The organism is Kineothrix sp. IPX-CK, assembly GCF_039134705.1.
In the GTDB taxonomy this organism is placed as follows: domain Bacteria; phylum Bacillota; class Clostridia; order Lachnospirales; family Lachnospiraceae; genus Kineothrix; species Kineothrix sedimenti.
Map to the genome: position 1 here is coordinate 61,390 of NZ_CP146256.1, position 17,731 is coordinate 79,120.

General features: G+C 44.1%; 12 protein-coding genes. All 12 read left to right on the plus strand.

All coding sequences use genetic code 11. The features are described from left to right. The first annotated feature begins 38 nt into the window (after positions 1–38). On the plus strand, positions 39–995 hold the full coding sequence (locus tag V6984_RS00325; RefSeq protein WP_342757847.1) for an ABC transporter permease: 957 nt from the start codon (positions 39–41) through the stop codon (positions 993–995). A gap of 28 nt (positions 996–1,023) precedes the next feature. Further along, entirely contained in the window at positions 1,024–1,953 is a 930-nt protein-coding gene (locus tag V6984_RS00330; protein WP_342757848.1) for an ABC transporter permease, read from the plus strand. Then, positions 1,934–2,935, plus strand: coding sequence for an ABC transporter ATP-binding protein (locus tag V6984_RS00335; protein ID WP_342757849.1), 1,002 nt, complete (start codon positions 1,934–1,936; stop codon positions 2,933–2,935). The genes V6984_RS00330 and V6984_RS00335 overlap by 20 nt, the downstream gene beginning before the upstream one ends. After that, complete coding sequence (locus tag V6984_RS00340) at positions 2,932–3,888, plus strand: oligopeptide/dipeptide ABC transporter ATP-binding protein (protein ID WP_342757850.1); 957 nt, start codon at positions 2,932–2,934, stop codon at positions 3,886–3,888. Before V6984_RS00335 ends, V6984_RS00340 begins: the two co-directional genes overlap by 4 nt. A 14-nt stretch (positions 3,889–3,902) precedes the next feature. After that, positions 3,903–5,273, plus strand: a complete 1,371-nt coding sequence (locus tag V6984_RS00345) for an acyclic terpene utilization AtuA family protein (RefSeq protein WP_342757851.1) — start codon at positions 3,903–3,905, stop codon at positions 5,271–5,273. Further along, the gene (locus V6984_RS00350; protein WP_342757852.1) at positions 5,273–5,605 is read left to right on the plus strand and encodes an AtuA-related protein; all 333 of its coding nucleotides are present in this window, start codon (positions 5,273–5,275) and stop codon (positions 5,603–5,605) included. Before V6984_RS00345 ends, V6984_RS00350 begins: the two co-directional genes overlap by 1 nt. 21 nt (positions 5,606–5,626) lie before the next feature. Next, positions 5,627–6,823 carry a CoA transferase gene (locus V6984_RS00355; protein WP_342757853.1) on the plus strand — a complete coding sequence of 399 codons (1,197 nt, stop codon included), beginning with the start codon at positions 5,627–5,629 and terminating at the stop codon, positions 6,821–6,823. Between the two features lie 14 nt (positions 6,824–6,837). Next, entirely contained in the window at positions 6,838–8,523 is a 1,686-nt protein-coding gene (locus tag V6984_RS00360) for a CocE/NonD family hydrolase (protein ID WP_342757854.1), read from the plus strand. A 176-nt stretch (positions 8,524–8,699) separates the two neighbouring features. Next, a complete protein-coding gene (rsmA, locus tag V6984_RS00365) occupies positions 8,700–9,560 on the plus strand; it encodes a 16S rRNA (adenine(1518)-N(6)/adenine(1519)-N(6))-dimethyltransferase RsmA (protein ID WP_342757855.1) in 861 nt (286 codons plus the stop codon). Positions 9,561–9,749: 189 nt separating this feature from the next. Then, positions 9,750–12,464, plus strand: a complete 2,715-nt coding sequence (locus V6984_RS00370) for a hypothetical protein (RefSeq protein WP_342757856.1) — start codon at positions 9,750–9,752, stop codon at positions 12,462–12,464. Positions 12,465–12,481: 17 nt separating this feature from the next. After that, positions 12,482–14,413, plus strand: coding sequence for a 1,4-alpha-glucan branching protein GlgB (glgB, locus tag V6984_RS00375; RefSeq protein WP_342757857.1), 1,932 nt, complete (start codon positions 12,482–12,484; stop codon positions 14,411–14,413). 129 nt (positions 14,414–14,542) lie between these two features. Next, positions 14,543–17,731, plus strand: a complete 3,189-nt coding sequence (locus V6984_RS00380; RefSeq protein WP_342757858.1) for a DUF6240 domain-containing protein — start codon at positions 14,543–14,545, stop codon at positions 17,729–17,731.

Consider the following 17,731-nt stretch of genomic DNA (forward strand, 5'->3'; position numbering starts at 1 on the left):
TCATAAAGCGTCCTCTCATATAAACTGGAGGGTTTCACGTGCAAAATAAATTAATAAAAATGATTATAAAAAGAATTTTTCAATCAGTGATAGTGATTTTTATCGTAACACTGCTTGTCTTTTTGCTTATGCAGTTGGTGCCCGGAGACCCGATTGTCAACTTTCTGGGAGCAAATGCTACTGAAGATCAAATTGAATATTATACAAAGCAGTTCGGTTACGATAAACCGGTGCTCATACAGTATTTTATGTGGATACAGGGTCTTTTTCATGGGCAGATGGGACGTTCCGTCGCTTTGCAAAAAGAAATCTCCGATATTATTTTTTCGCGATTGAGCGTCACTTTATCGGTTGTGTTTCCGGCTTTTTTTATGGCAGTCATATTGGGAATCATATTGGGAATTATCGCGGCGAAGAAAAGAGGCACAAGAATTGATTCGGCCATTTCCTTTTTTGCGAATATCGGAATGTCCATGCCTATGTTCTGGTTCGGCATGCTCCTTATATTGCTTTTCGGTTTAAAATTAGGCATCCTGCCGACGTCGGGATATTCGGCATTCGAAGAAGGCGCCGGAGATTGGGCCATTCACCTGATTATGCCTATGACTGTTTTGGCCATGGGACCGTTAGCTCAATTTACCAGACAAACAAGGTCCTCTATGTTAGAAGTAATTCGCCAGGATTATGTTACCACGGCCAGAGCCAAGGGCCTGGGTCAAAGAGCGATTACGTTCAAACACCAATTAAGAAATGCGCTTATCCCCATTATAACTATTATGGGCGTACAGCTTGGCGGAATGATCGGCGGTACTGTTCTGGTAGAAAGCATTTTTGTTGTTCCGGGTCTGGGGAATTTAATGATTACATCCATTCAGGGAAAAGACTTTATGGTAGTTGAAAACGGAGTATTGATTATTTCGATTGCGGTAGCTATCTGTAATCTGCTGGTTGATATTCTGTATGGAGTAATTGACCCCAGAATCAGGAATACATAAATCGATATGGAGATAGGAGAGAAATGGAATGAATAAGAAGTTAATAAGTAAAATTAATAATTCCAGAATTATCCGCGTTCTGTTTGCCAGAAAATCAGTGGTTGCGTGCTTGATAATTTTAGCATTATTAATGCTGATGGCTGTATTTGCCCCTATTGTTGCACCTTACGACCCCAATAAGCAGGATTTGCTGAATATGCTTAAGGGAATGTCGCCTGAGCATATATTCGGAACAGACTCCATGGGACGCGATGTCTTTTCGCGCATTATTTATGGAGGAAGAGTTTCTTTTACAGTTGGTCTGGTCTCTGTTGTCATAGCGGGAGGTTTCGGTATGCTGCTCGGCCTCATTGCAGGAATGGCCGGAGGTATTATCGATGCGGTTATTATGAGAATCATGGATGCCATGATGTCTGTTCCAATGATTATACTTGCTCTTTTTCTGGGAAGTATTTTTGGAAAAGGTCTGGGGAATATTTGCCTGGCGATAGGTATCTGTATGATACCCAGTTATGCGCGGGTTACGAGAGGGCAAGTTCTTACGGTAAGGGAAATGGACTATGTTACTGCCGGTACTTTATGCGGTGCTTCCAAGTTCAGAAATGCTTTTGTACACTTTTTACCTAACTGCGTATCCTCCAATATTGTTTTGATGACCATGAATCTAGGAAACGCAATATTGAACGAAGCGGCATTAAGCTTCCTGGGAATGGGAATCAATCCTCCTACATCGAGTTGGGGAAGCATGGTAAACGATGGCTATAAGTTTATGAACTCCGCACCTGTTATTGCAATCGCGCCCGGAATTTTCATTATGATAGTTGTTCTTTGCTTTAACATGGTAGGCGATGCGCTCCGAGATGCGTTAGACCCTAAACTGAGGGGTACATTGGGCAGAAAAAAAGTGGTTAGAAAAAGCAACAGAAAGGAATTGAGCTATGGCAGACAAGCTTCTTGAAGTTAAGAACCTCAGCATTGAATACAATACGGAAATCGCAACGGTTTATGCTGTAAATGGGATGGATTTATCGCTGGAATATGGTGAGACGCTGGGGCTGGTCGGCGAAACCGGTGCGGGTAAAACAACAACCGCATTGAGTATTATGCGCCTTTTGCCGGAAGGAATCGGAGAAGTGACGTCCGGCGAAATATATCTGGATGGGCATGATATGCTCAACCTTCCGGAGGAGGAAGTTCGTAATTTAAGGGGGAATGCGGTGTCTATGATATTTCAGGATCCTATGTCCAGTCTTAACCCCGTAATTACAGTCGGTGACCAGATTAAGGAAGTACTTAAGATTCATAATAAAAATATGACAAATAAGGATCTGGATAAATCTGTAGATGAAATGATGGAAATGGTGGGTATTCCGGCAAATAGAAAAAATGAATATCCTCATGAGTTTTCCGGAGGAATGAAGCAAAGAATTGTCATTGCTATTGCTTTGGTGTGCGAACCGAAACTGATTCTGGCCGATGAACCTACTACTGCTTTGGATGTAACCATACAGGCACAGATGCTCGGACTGATCAGCGATTTGCAGAAGCGTCTGAAAACGGCAATGATCCTGATTACACATGATTTAGGCGTAGTTGCCCAGACATGTGAAAAAGTGGCGGTTATGTATGCGGGAGAAATTATCGAGTACGGCTGTGCAGAGCATATATTTGAGGGCAAATTTTTACATCCTTATACAAGAGGACTGTTTCTTGCAATTCCCAAATTGGATGAAGAAACGAGGAGGCTTGAGACAATTGAAGGAATGGTGCCGGATCCGACCGTCAAATTGGATGGCTGTCGTTTTGCAGGCAGATGTAAGCATTCCACCGAAGAATGCAAAGAAAATCCCCGGATGGTAGAAGTGGAAAAGTCGCATTTTATAAAGTGCTTTTTATATGAGGATAAAGATATAAAAGGTACCGGAGGAAATGAATCATGAGTGAAAAAGTATTGATCGAAGTAAATAATCTAAAAAAATATTTTAAAACATCGAAAGGTATGCTGCATGCGGTGGACGGGATTAACTTTCGTGTAAAAAAAGGAACTACTCTCGGCGTAGTAGGCGAATCGGGCTGCGGTAAATCGACACTGGGAAGAACACTTCTTCACTTACATGAGGCTACGGATGGGCAAATCATTTATGATGGTCAGGATATAACGAAATATAATCCTGATAAATTAAAAGAAATACGGAAAAAAATGCAAATGATCTTTCAGGATCCGTCTGCCTCTCTGGATCCCAGAATGTCGGTGAGGGATTTAATCGGGGAACCGTTAAAAGTATATAAAGTATGCAGGACGAAAGAAGAATATAATGAAAAAGTTTTAGAGATTATGGATACGGTAGGTTTATCCAAACGATATGCGGATAGCTATTCCCATGAGCTGGATGGCGGAAGACGCCAGAGGATCGGCATAGGACGGGCACTAGCAATGGATCCCGAATTTATTGTATGTGATGAACCGGTGTCTGCTCTTGATGTATCTATTCAGGCTCAGGTATTAAATCTTCTGATGGATCTTCAGGAAGAAAAGGAACTGACCTATATATTTATAACACATGATCTCAGTGTAGTAAAACATATCAGCCATGAAATAGCGGTCATGTACCTCGGGCAATGCGTAGAATATGCTGTAACAAAGGACTTATTCGGTACCCCCCTGCATCCTTATACGAAAGGACTTTTGGATGCGGTTCCCGTTCCGAAGCTGACTGCCAAAAAGCTTCAGACGGAAGTAATGCGGGGAGAACTCACAAGTCCTATCGAGCCAAAGGCGGGTTGCCGTTTTGCTGCGCGCTGCCCAAAGGCGAGAGAGTGTTGTACCGGAAAAGACATTCCGCTTCGAGAGATAGAGCCGGGACATTTTGTAGCATGTACCCTTTATGAATAGATGGGAGGAAAATAATGAGTAAAAAAGTGAAAATAGGCGGAGGACAAGGTTTTTGGGGCGATAGCAACGACGCTGCAATACATATGGTTCGTCATTCGGATATCGATTATTTGGGATGCGATTATCTGGCGGAGCTTACCCTTTCCATTATGCAGCGCCAGAAGTTGAAAAATCCGGCTATGGGTTATGCCAGAGATTTTGTTGGACTGGTGAAAGAAATCGGTAAAGAGGCCTATGAAAAAAATATAAAAATCCTCACGGATGCAGGCGGAATGAATATTGACGGCTGTGTAAAAGAAGTGAGTGAGACATTAAAAGAGCAGGGTGTGGAAAAATTCAAGATTGGCTATGTAACCGGCGATGACATGCTTGCGCGTATACCGGAAATGATGAAGCAGGGAATCGGGTTTCAAAATATGGACGACGTGGGTGATTTTAATGAAATTAAAGATAAAATCGTGAACGCTAATGTCTACTATGGGCATGAACCTATATTAGAGTGTCTGAATCAAGAAGCAGACATGGTAATTACAGGAAGGGCAACGGACTCAGCTCTCTTTTTATCACCTATGATGTATGAATTCGGCTGGGCACCGGATGATTACGATAATCTCGCTAGAGGAATTATGACCGGTCATCTTTTGGAATGCGGAGGTCAGGGAGCGGGCGGCAACTATATGTACGATTGGAAAAGTGTTCCCCGAATGGACGAATTAGGATTTCCGATTGTAGAGCTATCCGATAATGAAATGTACATAACCAAGGCACCGGATTGCGGAGGAATTATATGTGAGCAATCCTGCAAGGAACAATTTCTGTATGAGGTTTTGGACCCTGCAAACTATCTTACTCCGGACGTAAATGTAGATATCAGCCATGCGACTCTGACGAATGCCGGAGATAACAGAGTAAAGGTAGAAGGAATTAAAGGCAAAAAACGACCGGATACGGTTAAATTGTGTATCGGTTATCATGCAGGCTATAAGGTGGCTACTTATTTGAGCTTTGCCTGGCCCGATGCCTATGAGAAAGCCCAATATACCGCAGACATTCTTATGAAGAAAATGAAAAGAAAGGGTCTTGTGGCTGAAGAAATCCGTATTGATTATTTGGGAGTAAACGCATTGCACTTAGGCGTGGCGAATATGAATCCGGAAATGCTTAAAAATATGAATGAGGTTGTGCTTAGAATTGCTATACGTACGAAAGAAAAAGCAGAAGCCGCAAAAATAATTCCCGAGATTTCTCCGCTGCAACTGAACGGACCTCCGGGAGCAAGTTTTTTCGGCGGACGGGCTAAAGTGCAGGAAGTAATAGGTTTATGGCCAACATTGATTCCAAGAGACACTTTACAATTGCATTCACACATTCTGGAGGTGAAATAATGGCACTGTTATATTTAAACGACATTGCTCACGGGCGCTCTGGTGACAAAGGAGATACCAGTAATGTCTGTGTTTTTGCAAGAGATCCTAAATTCTATGAAACAATCAAAAATGAGGTAACGGTAGAGAAGGTAAGAGAGCATTTTGGGGATATGGTAAAAGGAGATATTACAAGATACGAAGTCGCTTCGTTAAATGGATTTAATTTCGTCATGAAGCATGCGCTGGGCGGTGGTGCAACACATTCTCTTCGCTTGGACAGCTTAGGAAAGTCCATGGGTTCCGCATTTATGAGAATGAAAATAGAAGTGGATGATAAATTATTAAAGTAACAGAAACTGGAGGAATGTAAATTGAATACTCATAAAGCCTTAGAAGATATCAGAGTACTGGATCTTACAAGAGTAGTAGCAGGACCGTATAGTACGATGATTTTGGCAGACTTGGGAGCAGAAGTGATTAAGCTGGAAATACCTGATAAAGGAGACGATACTAGAAATTATGCTCCGTACAAAAATGGCTCCAGTATGTATTTTGCAAACATTAATAGAAATAAAAAAAGCATTACCCTCAACCTTAAAACGGAAGAAGGAAGAGAGATTTTTAGAAAGCTTGTAAAAAAAGTAGATGTTATAGTAGAGAATTTCCGTCCCGGGGTAATGGATAAATTGGGCCTGGGATATGAAGACCTGAAGAAGATCAATAATCAGATTATTTATGCTGCCGTATCCGGATTCGGAAGTTATGGCCCATATTCACAGCGTCCCGGATATGATATATTGGCGCAGGCTATGGGTGGATTGATGAGCCTGACGGGCTATCCCGAACTCCCGCCCATGCGGGCCGGCAATGCGATGGGGGATGTTCTGGGAGGACTGAATCTGACCATAGGCATTCTCGGTGCACTGCATGCGAGAAATATTACCGGTGCAGGGCAAATGGTAGATGTGGCACTGGTGGATTCGGTAGTGTCCAGTTTGGATTCCGCTACACAGCGCTATTTTGAAAATGGAGAGATTCCGCAAAGAATAGGAAATCGTTATGCTCCTTGTGCACCCTACGATGTATTTCATGCGAGGGACACGGAAATGATTATAGCTTGCGGCAATCAGGGGCTGTACGAGAAGCTTTGTGCGCTGATGGAAAGGATAGATTTAATAACGGATGAACGTTTTGCCGTAATGGAAGACAGGGTAAAAAATAATGCCGAACTAAAGATAATTATCGAAGACTGGCTGAGTCATTACACGGCAAAAGAGGCTACCGATTTAATTCTAAAGGCAGGAATACCGGCAGGGCCTGTCTACAATTTGAAAGAGGTAAGTGAGGATGAACATATTGCGGACTACAGAGAAATGTTCGTGGAAATGGTCCACCCGGAAATAGGCCCGATGAAGGTAAACGGTTGCGTGATAAAGCTATCGGATACAAAGCCGGAAGTAAAAGTGCCGGCGCCTCTTTTGGGAGAGCATAATTTATATGTATATGAAGACATTTTAGGAATGTCCGATGATGACCTGGCTAAATTAAAACAACAAAAAGTTATTTAGAAACCGGAGGGCTTATGGAACAGAGCGAGATAAAAAAAGCAGACTACATATGCTCGTTGTATACTCAGCTGGATGCTCCATGTACACATAAAATAGGTGACGTGAGAGAAATATTATTGCCGATGCGGGATGGTGTATGTTTGAAAACAGATGTGCATTTTCCGAAGGATGTAAAAAGTGCGCCGGTAATATTGATGCGCTGCTGTTATACTGATATGGAAAGAGAGTTGCAGGTACATGCACAGGAATATTGTAAAAGAGGATATATATTTGTTGTTCAGTGGTGCCGGGGCATAGGCGGATCGCAGGGTAAATGGGAGCCTAATGTAAATGAAAGACTTGACGGGATCGATACGGTGAATTGGATTAAGGCTCAAGACTTTGCAGAAGCTATAGGTTATTGGGGAAATTCTTACTTAGCCTATACAGGGTGGTGCATGGCTGATCAGGTGTCCGGGAAAGTGGCCTCCATGTATTTAGGCGTATATGGTACAGACAGATATACATCCGCGTATAAAGACGGTTTGTTCAGGCAGGATATTCTGACTGCCTGGGCGATGCAGAATGCGGGAACGCCAATTGAGGCGGATTATTTGGAGTCGTGCAGATTTAAACCGCAGATGAAGGTGGATGAGAAGCTGTGGGGTACTAAGCTTCCATGGTATAAGGACTGGATATGTAATGAGAGCAGAGAGAGCGACTATTGGAGCAGCGGCCTATGGAAAGAGCTGAAAGAAATCCCTTCCAGGGTCAGTATCCCGATTTTCATAAGAGAAGGGTGGTACGATCACCATTTGGGAAGTGCACTTGTCAGTTATCAAAGCCTGCCTGAAGAAACCAGAGAGCATTGCGTGCTGCAGATAGGACCTTGGAACCATAGCTATGGAATTGCTGTTGCAAAACATGATTTAAGCGATTTGGAAGATGACAGCGTTTCTTCGCCTTTTTTATGGTTTGAGCAGACGCTCAGAAAAAGAGAATTGCCTGAAAAGAAACTATCCTTCTATGTGATCGGGCAAAATAAGTGGGAAAGCTTAAATAACTATCCTGTTATATGCGACAAAATAAAGACCTTTTATCTGGCGGTAGGCAAGGAAGGTCAAGGTGCCTTAAGCCTCCGGGAAGAAGCCGGTGAGGATGCAAGAATAGAATATGAATATGATCCGGAGAATCCGGTATTTTCTCATGGTGCGGAATCCTTATTTCACACAACACAGAGTGTAGGAAGTTTGGTTCAACCGTTATGCGGGTATAGGGATGATGTGATCAGCTTCGTATCGCCGTCTATAGAAAAGGAGCTTTTTATATGCGGTCGTATCAATGTGAAATTACATGTGAGTTCCGATGCACAGGACACAGCTTTTACTGCAAAAATATCGGAGGTTTTTCCGGATGGTGAAGCAGTGAATATAAGAGGAAGCATTACCACTCTTGCTTACCGTAATAATGCTTCCACAGCAATGAAATATATGCCGGGAAATGTGGTGGAAATTAATTTGGAGATGTGGGATATTGCATGGAAGCTTCAAGAAGGCTCCTGTCTTCGTCTCGATGTTTCTTCTTCTGATTTTCCCCAATATGCAGTTCATAGTAATTATGCAGGCAACTGGGCGAAATGTATGAAAACAAAGAAAGCGAGACAAAATATTTATATGGGCAAGAATTATCAATCCGTTATCGAATTGCCCTTGCTGGACTGATTGGACGGTAAACGTATAGTGGGTAATTAGTTACTGATAAGGTCGTGAACAGTAACGGTAATCAAAAGTAAAACTTATCTCAATACTAAAAATATTGAAGATAAGTTTTTTTCTGTTTATTATATAACTGTAAGATGATATGATGAAACAACATAATTAAATGATGGAGAATAAAGATGACCACCTTAGGAACCCCCACGAATACAATAGAAATACTAAAAAAATATAATTTCAATTTCCAAAAAAAATTCGGACAGAATTTTCTTATCGATAGTCATGTATTAGAGAAAATTATAGCAGCCTCCGGAGTCACGAAAGAGGACTGTGTGCTGGAAATAGGTCCCGGCATCGGAACGATGACCCAATATTTGGCGGAGAACGCGAGAGAAGTGGTTGCAGTGGAGATAGACAAGGCCCTTATACCAATACTTAACGATACTTTGTCTGAATATGACAATGTAACGATCATAAATGAGGACATCCTGAAAGTGGATGTTAATCGTATTGTACAGGAAAAAAATGGAGGAAAGGCCATAAAGGTGGTTGCAAATCTTCCATACTATATTACTACGCCCATTATTATGGGACTGTTTGAAAGCCATGTTCCGCTTGAGAGCATTACGATTATGGTACAGAAGGAGGTGGCGGACCGCATGCAGGTCGGTCCCGGAACGAAGGATTACGGAGCACTATCCCTTGCTGTGCAGTATTATGCGAAGCCGGAAGTAATGATTCAGGTACCGCCTACCTGCTTTATGCCTAAACCGAGCGTAGGAAGCACGGTAATCAAGCTGACCAGATACGAAAGGCCTCCGGTGGAGGCGGACGATGAGAACTTCATGTTTTCGCTTATACGTGCCTCCTTTAACCAGAGACGCAAAACGTTAGTGAACGGTCTTACCAATGCGACGAATCTAAAAACAGGAAAAGCCGATGTGCTTAAAGCGCTGGAAGAGATGAAACTACCCTCTGCGATTCGGGGAGAAGCGCTTACTTTGGCGCAGTTTGCCCGGCTTAGCAACCTGCTTTCCCGATAATATTTGTTTTTTGGGAAAATAACACAAGATATATGGATAAGTTTAGAAAAAAATCGCCATATATAGAGAAAAATCCTGATATTTTTTTGACATTAATTATCTCGTATGGTAAACTTAGAAAATGAAAATAGGGATATTATGCTGTCTTTTGTCAGATGGGAAAAATGAATTAATTATGAGGTGAGTACCTTGGATAAGTACGAATATAAAGTACGGGCGGAGGAAATAAAAGCACTGATCGCGGAGGGAGAATTCGCGGAGGCGGTAAAGATTGCTGATACGATTGACTGGAGGAGAGTCAAGAGTGTCATGATGCTTTGCACAATCAGCGACTTATACAAGATAAACCGCCGATTTCAAGAAAGTAAAGATATTTTGTTAATGGCATACGAGCGCCATCCGGGCGGTCGTCTTATTGTGTATTCTTTGTGCGAGTTGTCCGTGAAAATGGGGGAATATGTGCAGGCGATCGAGTATTATAAAGAATTCGTTCAGATTGCGCCTAAGGATACGGGAAGATATATATTGCAGTATAAGCTGTATGAGGCGCAGGATGTAAGCTTAGAGGAGCGCATCGCTGTATTGGAGGAATTCAAGAAGCGGGATTATCGGGAAAAATGGGCATATGAACTGGCGTATTTATATCATAGAGTGGGGCTTGAGACAAAATGCGTGGAAGAATGCGACGAAATGATTCTCTGGTTCGGAGAAGGCAGATACGTTATAAAAGCGTTGGAATTAAAACAGCTTCACCACACCCTGACGCCCGACCAGCAGGAAAAGTATCTTCTGTTTAAGCGGGAGAGGGAGATTCAGGAAGCTCAGCTGGCGGCGAGAGAGAAGCAGCAGGAAGAGGAAAGTGCTAAGATTGCAGAATTCCCTGAATATACCGCCCAGAATAATGCCAACGATGAGGAAGAGGAAGAATTCCGGGTAAAGACGGTGGATGTAGGACAATATAACACCATTAATCTGCAGAAGGAACTGGCAAAGAGTATGAAAGAGCTTTTGGGCGAAGATGCTCAGAGCAATACGATGGAAACACCTCATACTTCTTCTGTTAACTTTGCATCTTTTCATGAGGAATCAGAGCCCTCCGTACAGTCCACGCCGGCAGTACCGCATGTTGCGGCTATACATCCTGTTTTGGACGCGCAGAATACTGCGGCAGACGATTCTGCTTTAAATGTACAGAATATTCCGGCCGCACCTTCACCCTCCGCTTCGGACATACCGCCGCAGCCTCCGCAGTCACAGTCCGCGGAAGAACAGACGGCAATGGAGGAAGTATTTTTCGAGGATGTAAAGGACATTCTTTTAGAGGACACGAAGGAAATAAATATAAAAGAAGTGAGCTCCGGTAATTTAAGCGATACGAAGGAGCTCCATCCGGGAAGAAGAGTCATATACCCGACAGTGGTGTCTTCCGTATCCATTCCGCCCACGCCTGCGCCTATGCAGCCCATCCCATCTCATCAGCTTAAGGCAACGATAAAGCCTTCAGGCTTTGAACAGATGCTTTCCCAGGAATACGATGGCCAGATTAGCCTGGCAGTACCTGAGGGGAACCAGCTCGAGAAGCAGATTACCGGTCAGATGAACATTACGGATATCATGGCCGAGTGGGAGAAGATGAAAAAGGAGAACAAAGAAAAGCGCAGCGAGGACGTGCGCAGACGTGTGGAGCAGCACACGGGCAATATGTTTTCCGAATTCGATGAAGCTACCAAAAAAGGTTTGTTAGAACATCTGGAAAAAGCTGTTGTAGAGGCTATTTTAAAGGAAGCCGGTAAGAAATCAGCAGGTCCTGAGGAAATACCGGATGCGAGATTATCGGATATGGTAGCGGCGGCGGAAAAATCGGCAATGCAGTCTACAAGTGACGATGCGGATACCGGCAGTGAAAATAATGAGGTTGAGGAACCGGCAGTTCAGTCAGAAGAAGATACTCAGGCAGTTACCTTGCAGGAAGAACCGGTGACACCTCAGGCGTTAGAAGAAATAGAGACAGATACGCAAGTGCCGGAGGCCGTCCCTTTAGAGGATAAAAATGATGCGGATCAAATCATCGATTTAGAGACGGTTTCTCTCGGGATGGAGCCGACAAATACGGCGGAGAGGGTTGTAGGCATGGTAGAGGATGCTAATAGGCTGCGTCCTTTATCCAATGAGGAAAAAGAACTATTCGGTAATTTCATTTATAATAAAAAGGCGAAGGAACAGATTATACAGGCAGTAGATACCATGAGTATGGATGCATTTACCGACAATGTGATCATCACAGGAGAAGAAGGAACGGGAACTATCGAACTGGCGAAGAACCTTATCCGTATGATGCAGATGTCGGACAGCAATTTTTCCGGTAAAGTGGCTAAGATTTCAGGAGCTACCCTGAAAAAGAAAAATGTGGAGGAAACTCTTTCGCACTTGACCGACGGAGCACTTATCATCGAGCGTGCCACGGAAATGTCCAGTGCTACGGCAGCGGATTTAAAAAATGCATTGTCTAAGGAAAACAGCGGTCTTCTCGTTATCATGGAGGGCAAAAAAGATGAAATGAATATTTTCTTGAGAAAGAATCATATACTGTCAGAGAATTTCAATGCCAGAATCGATATCGAGGCTCTTGGCGACCATGCTCTTGTAGAATATGCCAAGCAGTATGCGGAGGAGATGGAATATACTATTGATAACCTCGGAATACTGGCACTCCATACGAGAATTGCAGATATGCAGACAAGCGATCACGAGGTGACTGTAGCAGAGGTGAAGGAGCTGGTGGACGATGCGATTTATTTTGCAGACAAGAAGAACCTGCGGCACTTGTGCGATATTCTTGTAGGCAAGAGGTATGACGAAGAGGATATGATCATCCTTCGGGAAAATGACTTCATGCACTATTAAATTAAAGGGGGTTGCCTATGGCGGCGAAGAAGAAAGCGAAATATATAGAAGAGGAAGTTTTTATTTCCGAAGCAGATCAATATCTCTTTGCCCAGGGGACACATTACGATATATATAAAAAGCTGGGGGCACACCCTTCCGTGGAAAACGGAGAAAAAGGTACATTTTTCGGGGTATGGGCTCCTAATGCGGAGAAGGTATTCGTTATAGGCACCTTCAATGGCTGGCAGGAGGACGAATATGAGATGAGACGGCTGGGTCCGGGCGGCATTCATGCGCTTTTTATTCCCGGAGTAGGAGTGGACGAGCTGTATAAATTCTTGATTTTGACGCCGGACGGCAGAAAGCTATATAAAGCGGACCCTTTTGCCAATTATGCGGAATTCAGGCCGGGAAATGCATCCAAGACTACCGACTTGTCCGGTTTTGAATGGACGGACGATATCTGGATGAAGGAGAGAGAGGGTAAGGACTATAAAAAGGAGCCTCTGGCCATTTATGAATGCCATATCGGTTCGTGGATGAAGCATCCCGGCGGTACTCTGGACGGCTTTTATAATTATAGGGAATTTGCGGACAAAATCGTGGAGTACCTGAAGGAGATGAAGTATACTCATATCGAGCTTATGGGTATTGCGGAATATCCCTTCGATGGTTCGTGGGGATACCAGGTAACGGGCTATTATGCGCCTACTTCCCGTTATGGGGAGCCTGTAGATTTCATGTATTTGATCAATAAGCTGCACAAGCATAGGATAGGGGTAATTCTGGACTGGGTACCGGCGCATTTTGCTACGGATGCACACGGTCTGGCGGAGTTCGACGGACAATGTATCTTCGAGCATCCCGACAAACGCCTGGGGGAGCATCCTGACTGGGGAACGAAGATATTTAATTACGGAAGGACAGAAGTTAAGAATTTCCTGATTGCCAACGCTTTATTCTGGCTTAGGGAATTTCATATAGACGGCATCCGGGTGGATGCGGTGGCCTCTATGCTGTATTTGGATTACGGCAAGAATGAGGGACAATGGCTGCCGAACAAATATGGCGGTAACAAGAATCTGGATGCGATAGAATTCTTTAAGCATCTGAATTCGGTAGTATTGGGGACATATCCGGGATTTCTTACAATCGCGGAGGAATCGACGGCATGGCCGAAGGTGACCGGCGGTGTGGAAGAGGACGGGCTCGGCTTCAGCTTTAAATGGAATATGGGCTGGATGCACGATTTCTGCGAATATATGAAGTTGGATCCGCTGTTTCGTAAGAATAACCACTATGCCATGACCTTTGCCATGAGTTACAATAGCGCTGAGAATTATATTTTACCTCTTTCTCACGATGAGGTCGTACATTTAAAATGCTCCATGGTAAATAAGATGCCGGGTTACCCGGCGGATAAATACGCGAATCTGCGCATCGGTTATACATATATGTTCGGTCATTCCGGCAAGAAGCTGCTCTTTATGGGGCAGGATTTCGCTCAGGAGAGGGAATGGAGCGAGGCAAGAGAGCTGGACTGGTATCTTCTGAAAGAGACCTTGAATAAGGGAATGCACGAGTACGTGAAGGAATTGCTTAAGCTGTATAATAAATATCCGTGCCTGTATGAGATTGATAACGACTGGTCGGGCTTCGAGTGGCTGAATGCGGATGACGCGCAGCAGAGTACTTACAGCTTTTACCGGAAGGCTTCTGACGGGAAAAACAATCTTCTATTCGTGCTGAACATGACACCTGTGGCCCGGAACGGCTATATGGTCGGTGTTCCGGAAAAGAAAAAGTATAAGCTGCTTTTAAACAGCGATGAAGAGAGGTTTGGAGGAAATGGTAATTCCATACCTAAAGAACTTCAGGCCACGGAGGAAAACGGACAGGTCAACTATAAGAATTACAGCATTGCCTTCGACTTGCCCGCTTATGGTGCGGCAGTATTTGTCTTTTGATTACTGTTGCCAAATATATTATTCATGTATAAAAGGTTAAGGAAATTATATTTTATGCCGAAATAAAGGATGAATGTTAGAATACATTCATCCTTTTATCTTAATCTGCATTCAGGATGGAATGAGCATATGAATATTAATTTTGAAAACAACGGGGTAAGACCCCATTCCAATGTAGACAAGACGGTAACATCAACTTCATATAGTGGTTCCCATGTGAAAGAGACAAGCGGCAGGGGAGCATTTGCATTAGACATTTCTGGTACAGTTACGGATAACACTGCTTATGATGGTCAAGGAAAGACCGCAGAAGACGTTATGCAGGATGCAGGGCAGGTTGATATTGCCACGCAGAAAAACTATATGGCGGTAATGTCTAATATTATGTCCGAGGAGGACTTTGCCAGGCTTCAGGAAGAGGGCTATCATCCGGGAGATACGGACATAGAGACTGTTGTTACCATTGTCGATGAAATAAAGGCGGCCCTCGCTAAGGGCGGTAAGAATATTACGGGCTATACGGATGATCTTGATGTGGAGACACTGACACAGATTACCGGGAGCGCGTCTTTTGCCAATGAATTGGTGAAGCAGTTCCAGGAACATGATATACCTGTTACGAAAGAAAATGTAGAGGATGTCATGAGCGCCTGCAAGACGGCGACCCAGCTTGAGGACTTGAGTGACGGCATTAAGAAATATATGGTGCGCAACCATATGGAACCGACTCTCGACAATATATATAAGGCGCAGTACAGTGCTACATCCGATACGGGAAAGCAGGGCAAGGGCTATTATCAGGATGAAACAGGTTATTACGCGAAAAAGGCTGAGACCTTCAACTGGCAGCAGCTTACGCCTCAGATGGAGAAGGTCATTGAAAATGCGGGTCTGGAGATATCTGATGAAACTATGTCGGATGCTAAATGGTTGATTGAGAAGGGGATGCCCCTTACTGAGGAGTCTCTGAAATCGTACTATGATTTGGATAATCTGGAGCTTCCTGACTCCATGGAAGAGGTGGTCAAGGCGGCAGCAGCGGCTATCGCCAACGGGAAGAAGGCAAACAGCGCCAATCTTGCTGACGACAGAACTGACTTGGAAAAAGCTCAAAGCTACATAGATGATGTGAACTTCATCAGCGATGAGGCCGTGGATAAGGTGGCGGCGGAAGGAAAGACGCTGAACCTCCGTAACTTAAAGGCGGCGCAGCTTCAGATAAGTGCCGGGGTAACAGCTTCCAGCACGGAGTCGTATGCAGTAAACACTGCGGGAAGAAGACAGCTTGAGGAAATAAGACTGCAAATGACCGCACAGGCCAATTTGCATTTGATAAGAAGCGGGATTACCATCGATACCACAGAGCTGGAGCAGCTTGTAGATGAGCTGAAGGCGGCAGAACGGCAAAGACAGCAGGTATTGTTCGGAGGAGATGATCAGAGTACATCCAAGCGTGCCGGGATATATGAGGATACCCTTGCGAAAGTAAAAGAGATTCCTCAGATGCCTGCGGCGGCGGTAGGCAGATTAGCCCTTCAGGGTTCCGGTTCATCAGGCAGCACCGGTGCTGTCACTGCGGATGGCTATTCGCTTGAAACCGTATATTCGGAAGGAAGCGCACTTCGTGCCGCTTATGAAAAAGCGGGAGAAAGCTATGAAACGCTCATGACGGCCCCTCGGGCGGATATGGGAGATTCTATAAAAAAGGCGTTCCGCAATGTGGACGATATTTTACAGAGCATAAATATGGAGACATCCGAAGAAAACAGACGAGCAGTTCGCATTCTGGGATATAACCAAATGGAGATTTCCGAGGAAAACATAGCCGCGGTAAAGGAAACGGATTTAACCATTCAGCGGATAGTAAATAAAATGACACCTGCGTCAGCTCTTGAAATGATTCGGGACGGTATGAATCCTCTTTCCATGAACATGGAGGAGCTGGAAGCATATTTGGACAGCAAGGACCAAAGCCCGACGCAAAGCGTTGAAAAGTATAGTGAATTTTTATATAAATTAGATAAGAATAAAGAAATCGCATCGGAAGAAAGAGATGCCTACATTGGAATATACCGGCTGTTCCGCCAATTGGATAAAACGGACGGTGCAGCGATAGGAACTCTCATCAATCAAGGGGTGGAACCGACAGTAAAAAATCTTCTCTCCGCCATGAGAAGCAATAAAAAGCATGGAATGGATGTGACGGTAAACGACTCCTTCGGCGGTGTTTCGTCTGAGTATGAGGGCAAGAGTATTTCTGAGCAAATCGAAAACGGCTATAAGGAAAATTCGAGTCAAACGAATTATTATAAAAGGCTTTCCAATCATATTCTGGACAACCTGGAAAGCGGAAAGCTGCCCATGCAGGCGATGGCAGACAATATAACCCTTGAGGAATTCGCTGCACTGCTTCAAAATCAGGAGGCGGATCCGGCTGTAAAGAGAGAATATCAAAAACAGCAGATGGGTATGCTCCGGGAAGCGGCACTGACAGAGGAAGCGGTGGTAAAGGAGCTGCTTAACTTCGACCAGCCGGTTACGGCGAACAATCTTATGGCAGCCGGACTTTTGATGAAAGAAAGAGGAAGGCTGGCGGGAAAGATGAAGGATGTCGCATCCGAAGCCGGAGAGACAGAGCAGTTTGAGGATGCCGTTAATAATCTTCAGGAAAATATGACGGATGATGTATCCGCCAAAAAAGCTTACGAAAAGCTTGGGCAGGTATTTACGGAGATTCTGGACAAGGCCGTTTACGAGCAGGATGCGGCAGATGCGGTTAACATCGATATAAGGGAAATCTGCAATATGTATAAGCAGATATCTCTTGCAGGCAATCTGGCAAAAGAGGAAAATTACGAGGTGCCGGCAGATATCGACGGACAGATGACTTCTATCAATTTAAGGATCATTCATGGCGGAGACGAAAGCGGAAGGGTGACGGCTTCCATGCAGACAGAAAGCTACGGAAAGGTCCTGGCAAGGTTCCATCTCACAAAGCAGCCGGAATCAGACGAAGCCTCTGCGGATTATCAGATGTCGGGGTATGTGGTATGCGACAACAAGGAAGGTTTTAAGGCTCTGGAGCAATCGGAGGAAAAGCTAAAGAATGCTTTCGAGCAATCCGATATACATGTAAACAGCTTGAATTTCATTTACAACCTGGAGCTGGATATTACGGGAGCTTTGCAGTCCGACGAAACGAGCGGTAAAGAACCGGGGCCTGAGACAGAAGGGCAGAAGCAGGAAGTATCTACTAAGAAATTATATGAGATGGCAAAGACGTATATAAGCTATATACAGAAAGGTGAAAGGTCCTAA

What these genes read in the sequence shown, in the direction of transcription:
- V6984_RS00350 (WP_342757852.1), top strand. Translation starts at nt 5,273, where the DNA reads ATGGCACTGTTATATTTAAACGACATTGCTCACGGGCGCTCTGGTGAC.
- glgB (WP_342757857.1), top strand. Translation starts at nt 12,482, where the DNA reads ATGGCGGCGAAGAAGAAAGCGAAATATATAGAAGAGGAAGTTTTTATT.
- rsmA (WP_342757855.1), top strand. Translation starts at nt 8,700, where the DNA reads ATGACCACCTTAGGAACCCCCACGAATACAATAGAAATACTAAAAAAA.
- V6984_RS00335 (WP_342757849.1), top strand. Translation starts at nt 1,934, where the DNA reads ATGGCAGACAAGCTTCTTGAAGTTAAGAACCTCAGCATTGAATACAAT.
- V6984_RS00340 (WP_342757850.1), top strand. Translation starts at nt 2,932, where the DNA reads ATGAGTGAAAAAGTATTGATCGAAGTAAATAATCTAAAAAAATATTTT.
- V6984_RS00380 (WP_342757858.1), top strand. Translation starts at nt 14,543, where the DNA reads ATGAATATTAATTTTGAAAACAACGGGGTAAGACCCCATTCCAATGTA.
- V6984_RS00360 (WP_342757854.1), top strand. Translation starts at nt 6,838, where the DNA reads ATGGAACAGAGCGAGATAAAAAAAGCAGACTACATATGCTCGTTGTAT.
- V6984_RS00345 (WP_342757851.1), top strand. Translation starts at nt 3,903, where the DNA reads ATGAGTAAAAAAGTGAAAATAGGCGGAGGACAAGGTTTTTGGGGCGAT.
- V6984_RS00330 (WP_342757848.1), top strand. Translation starts at nt 1,024, where the DNA reads ATGAATAAGAAGTTAATAAGTAAAATTAATAATTCCAGAATTATCCGC.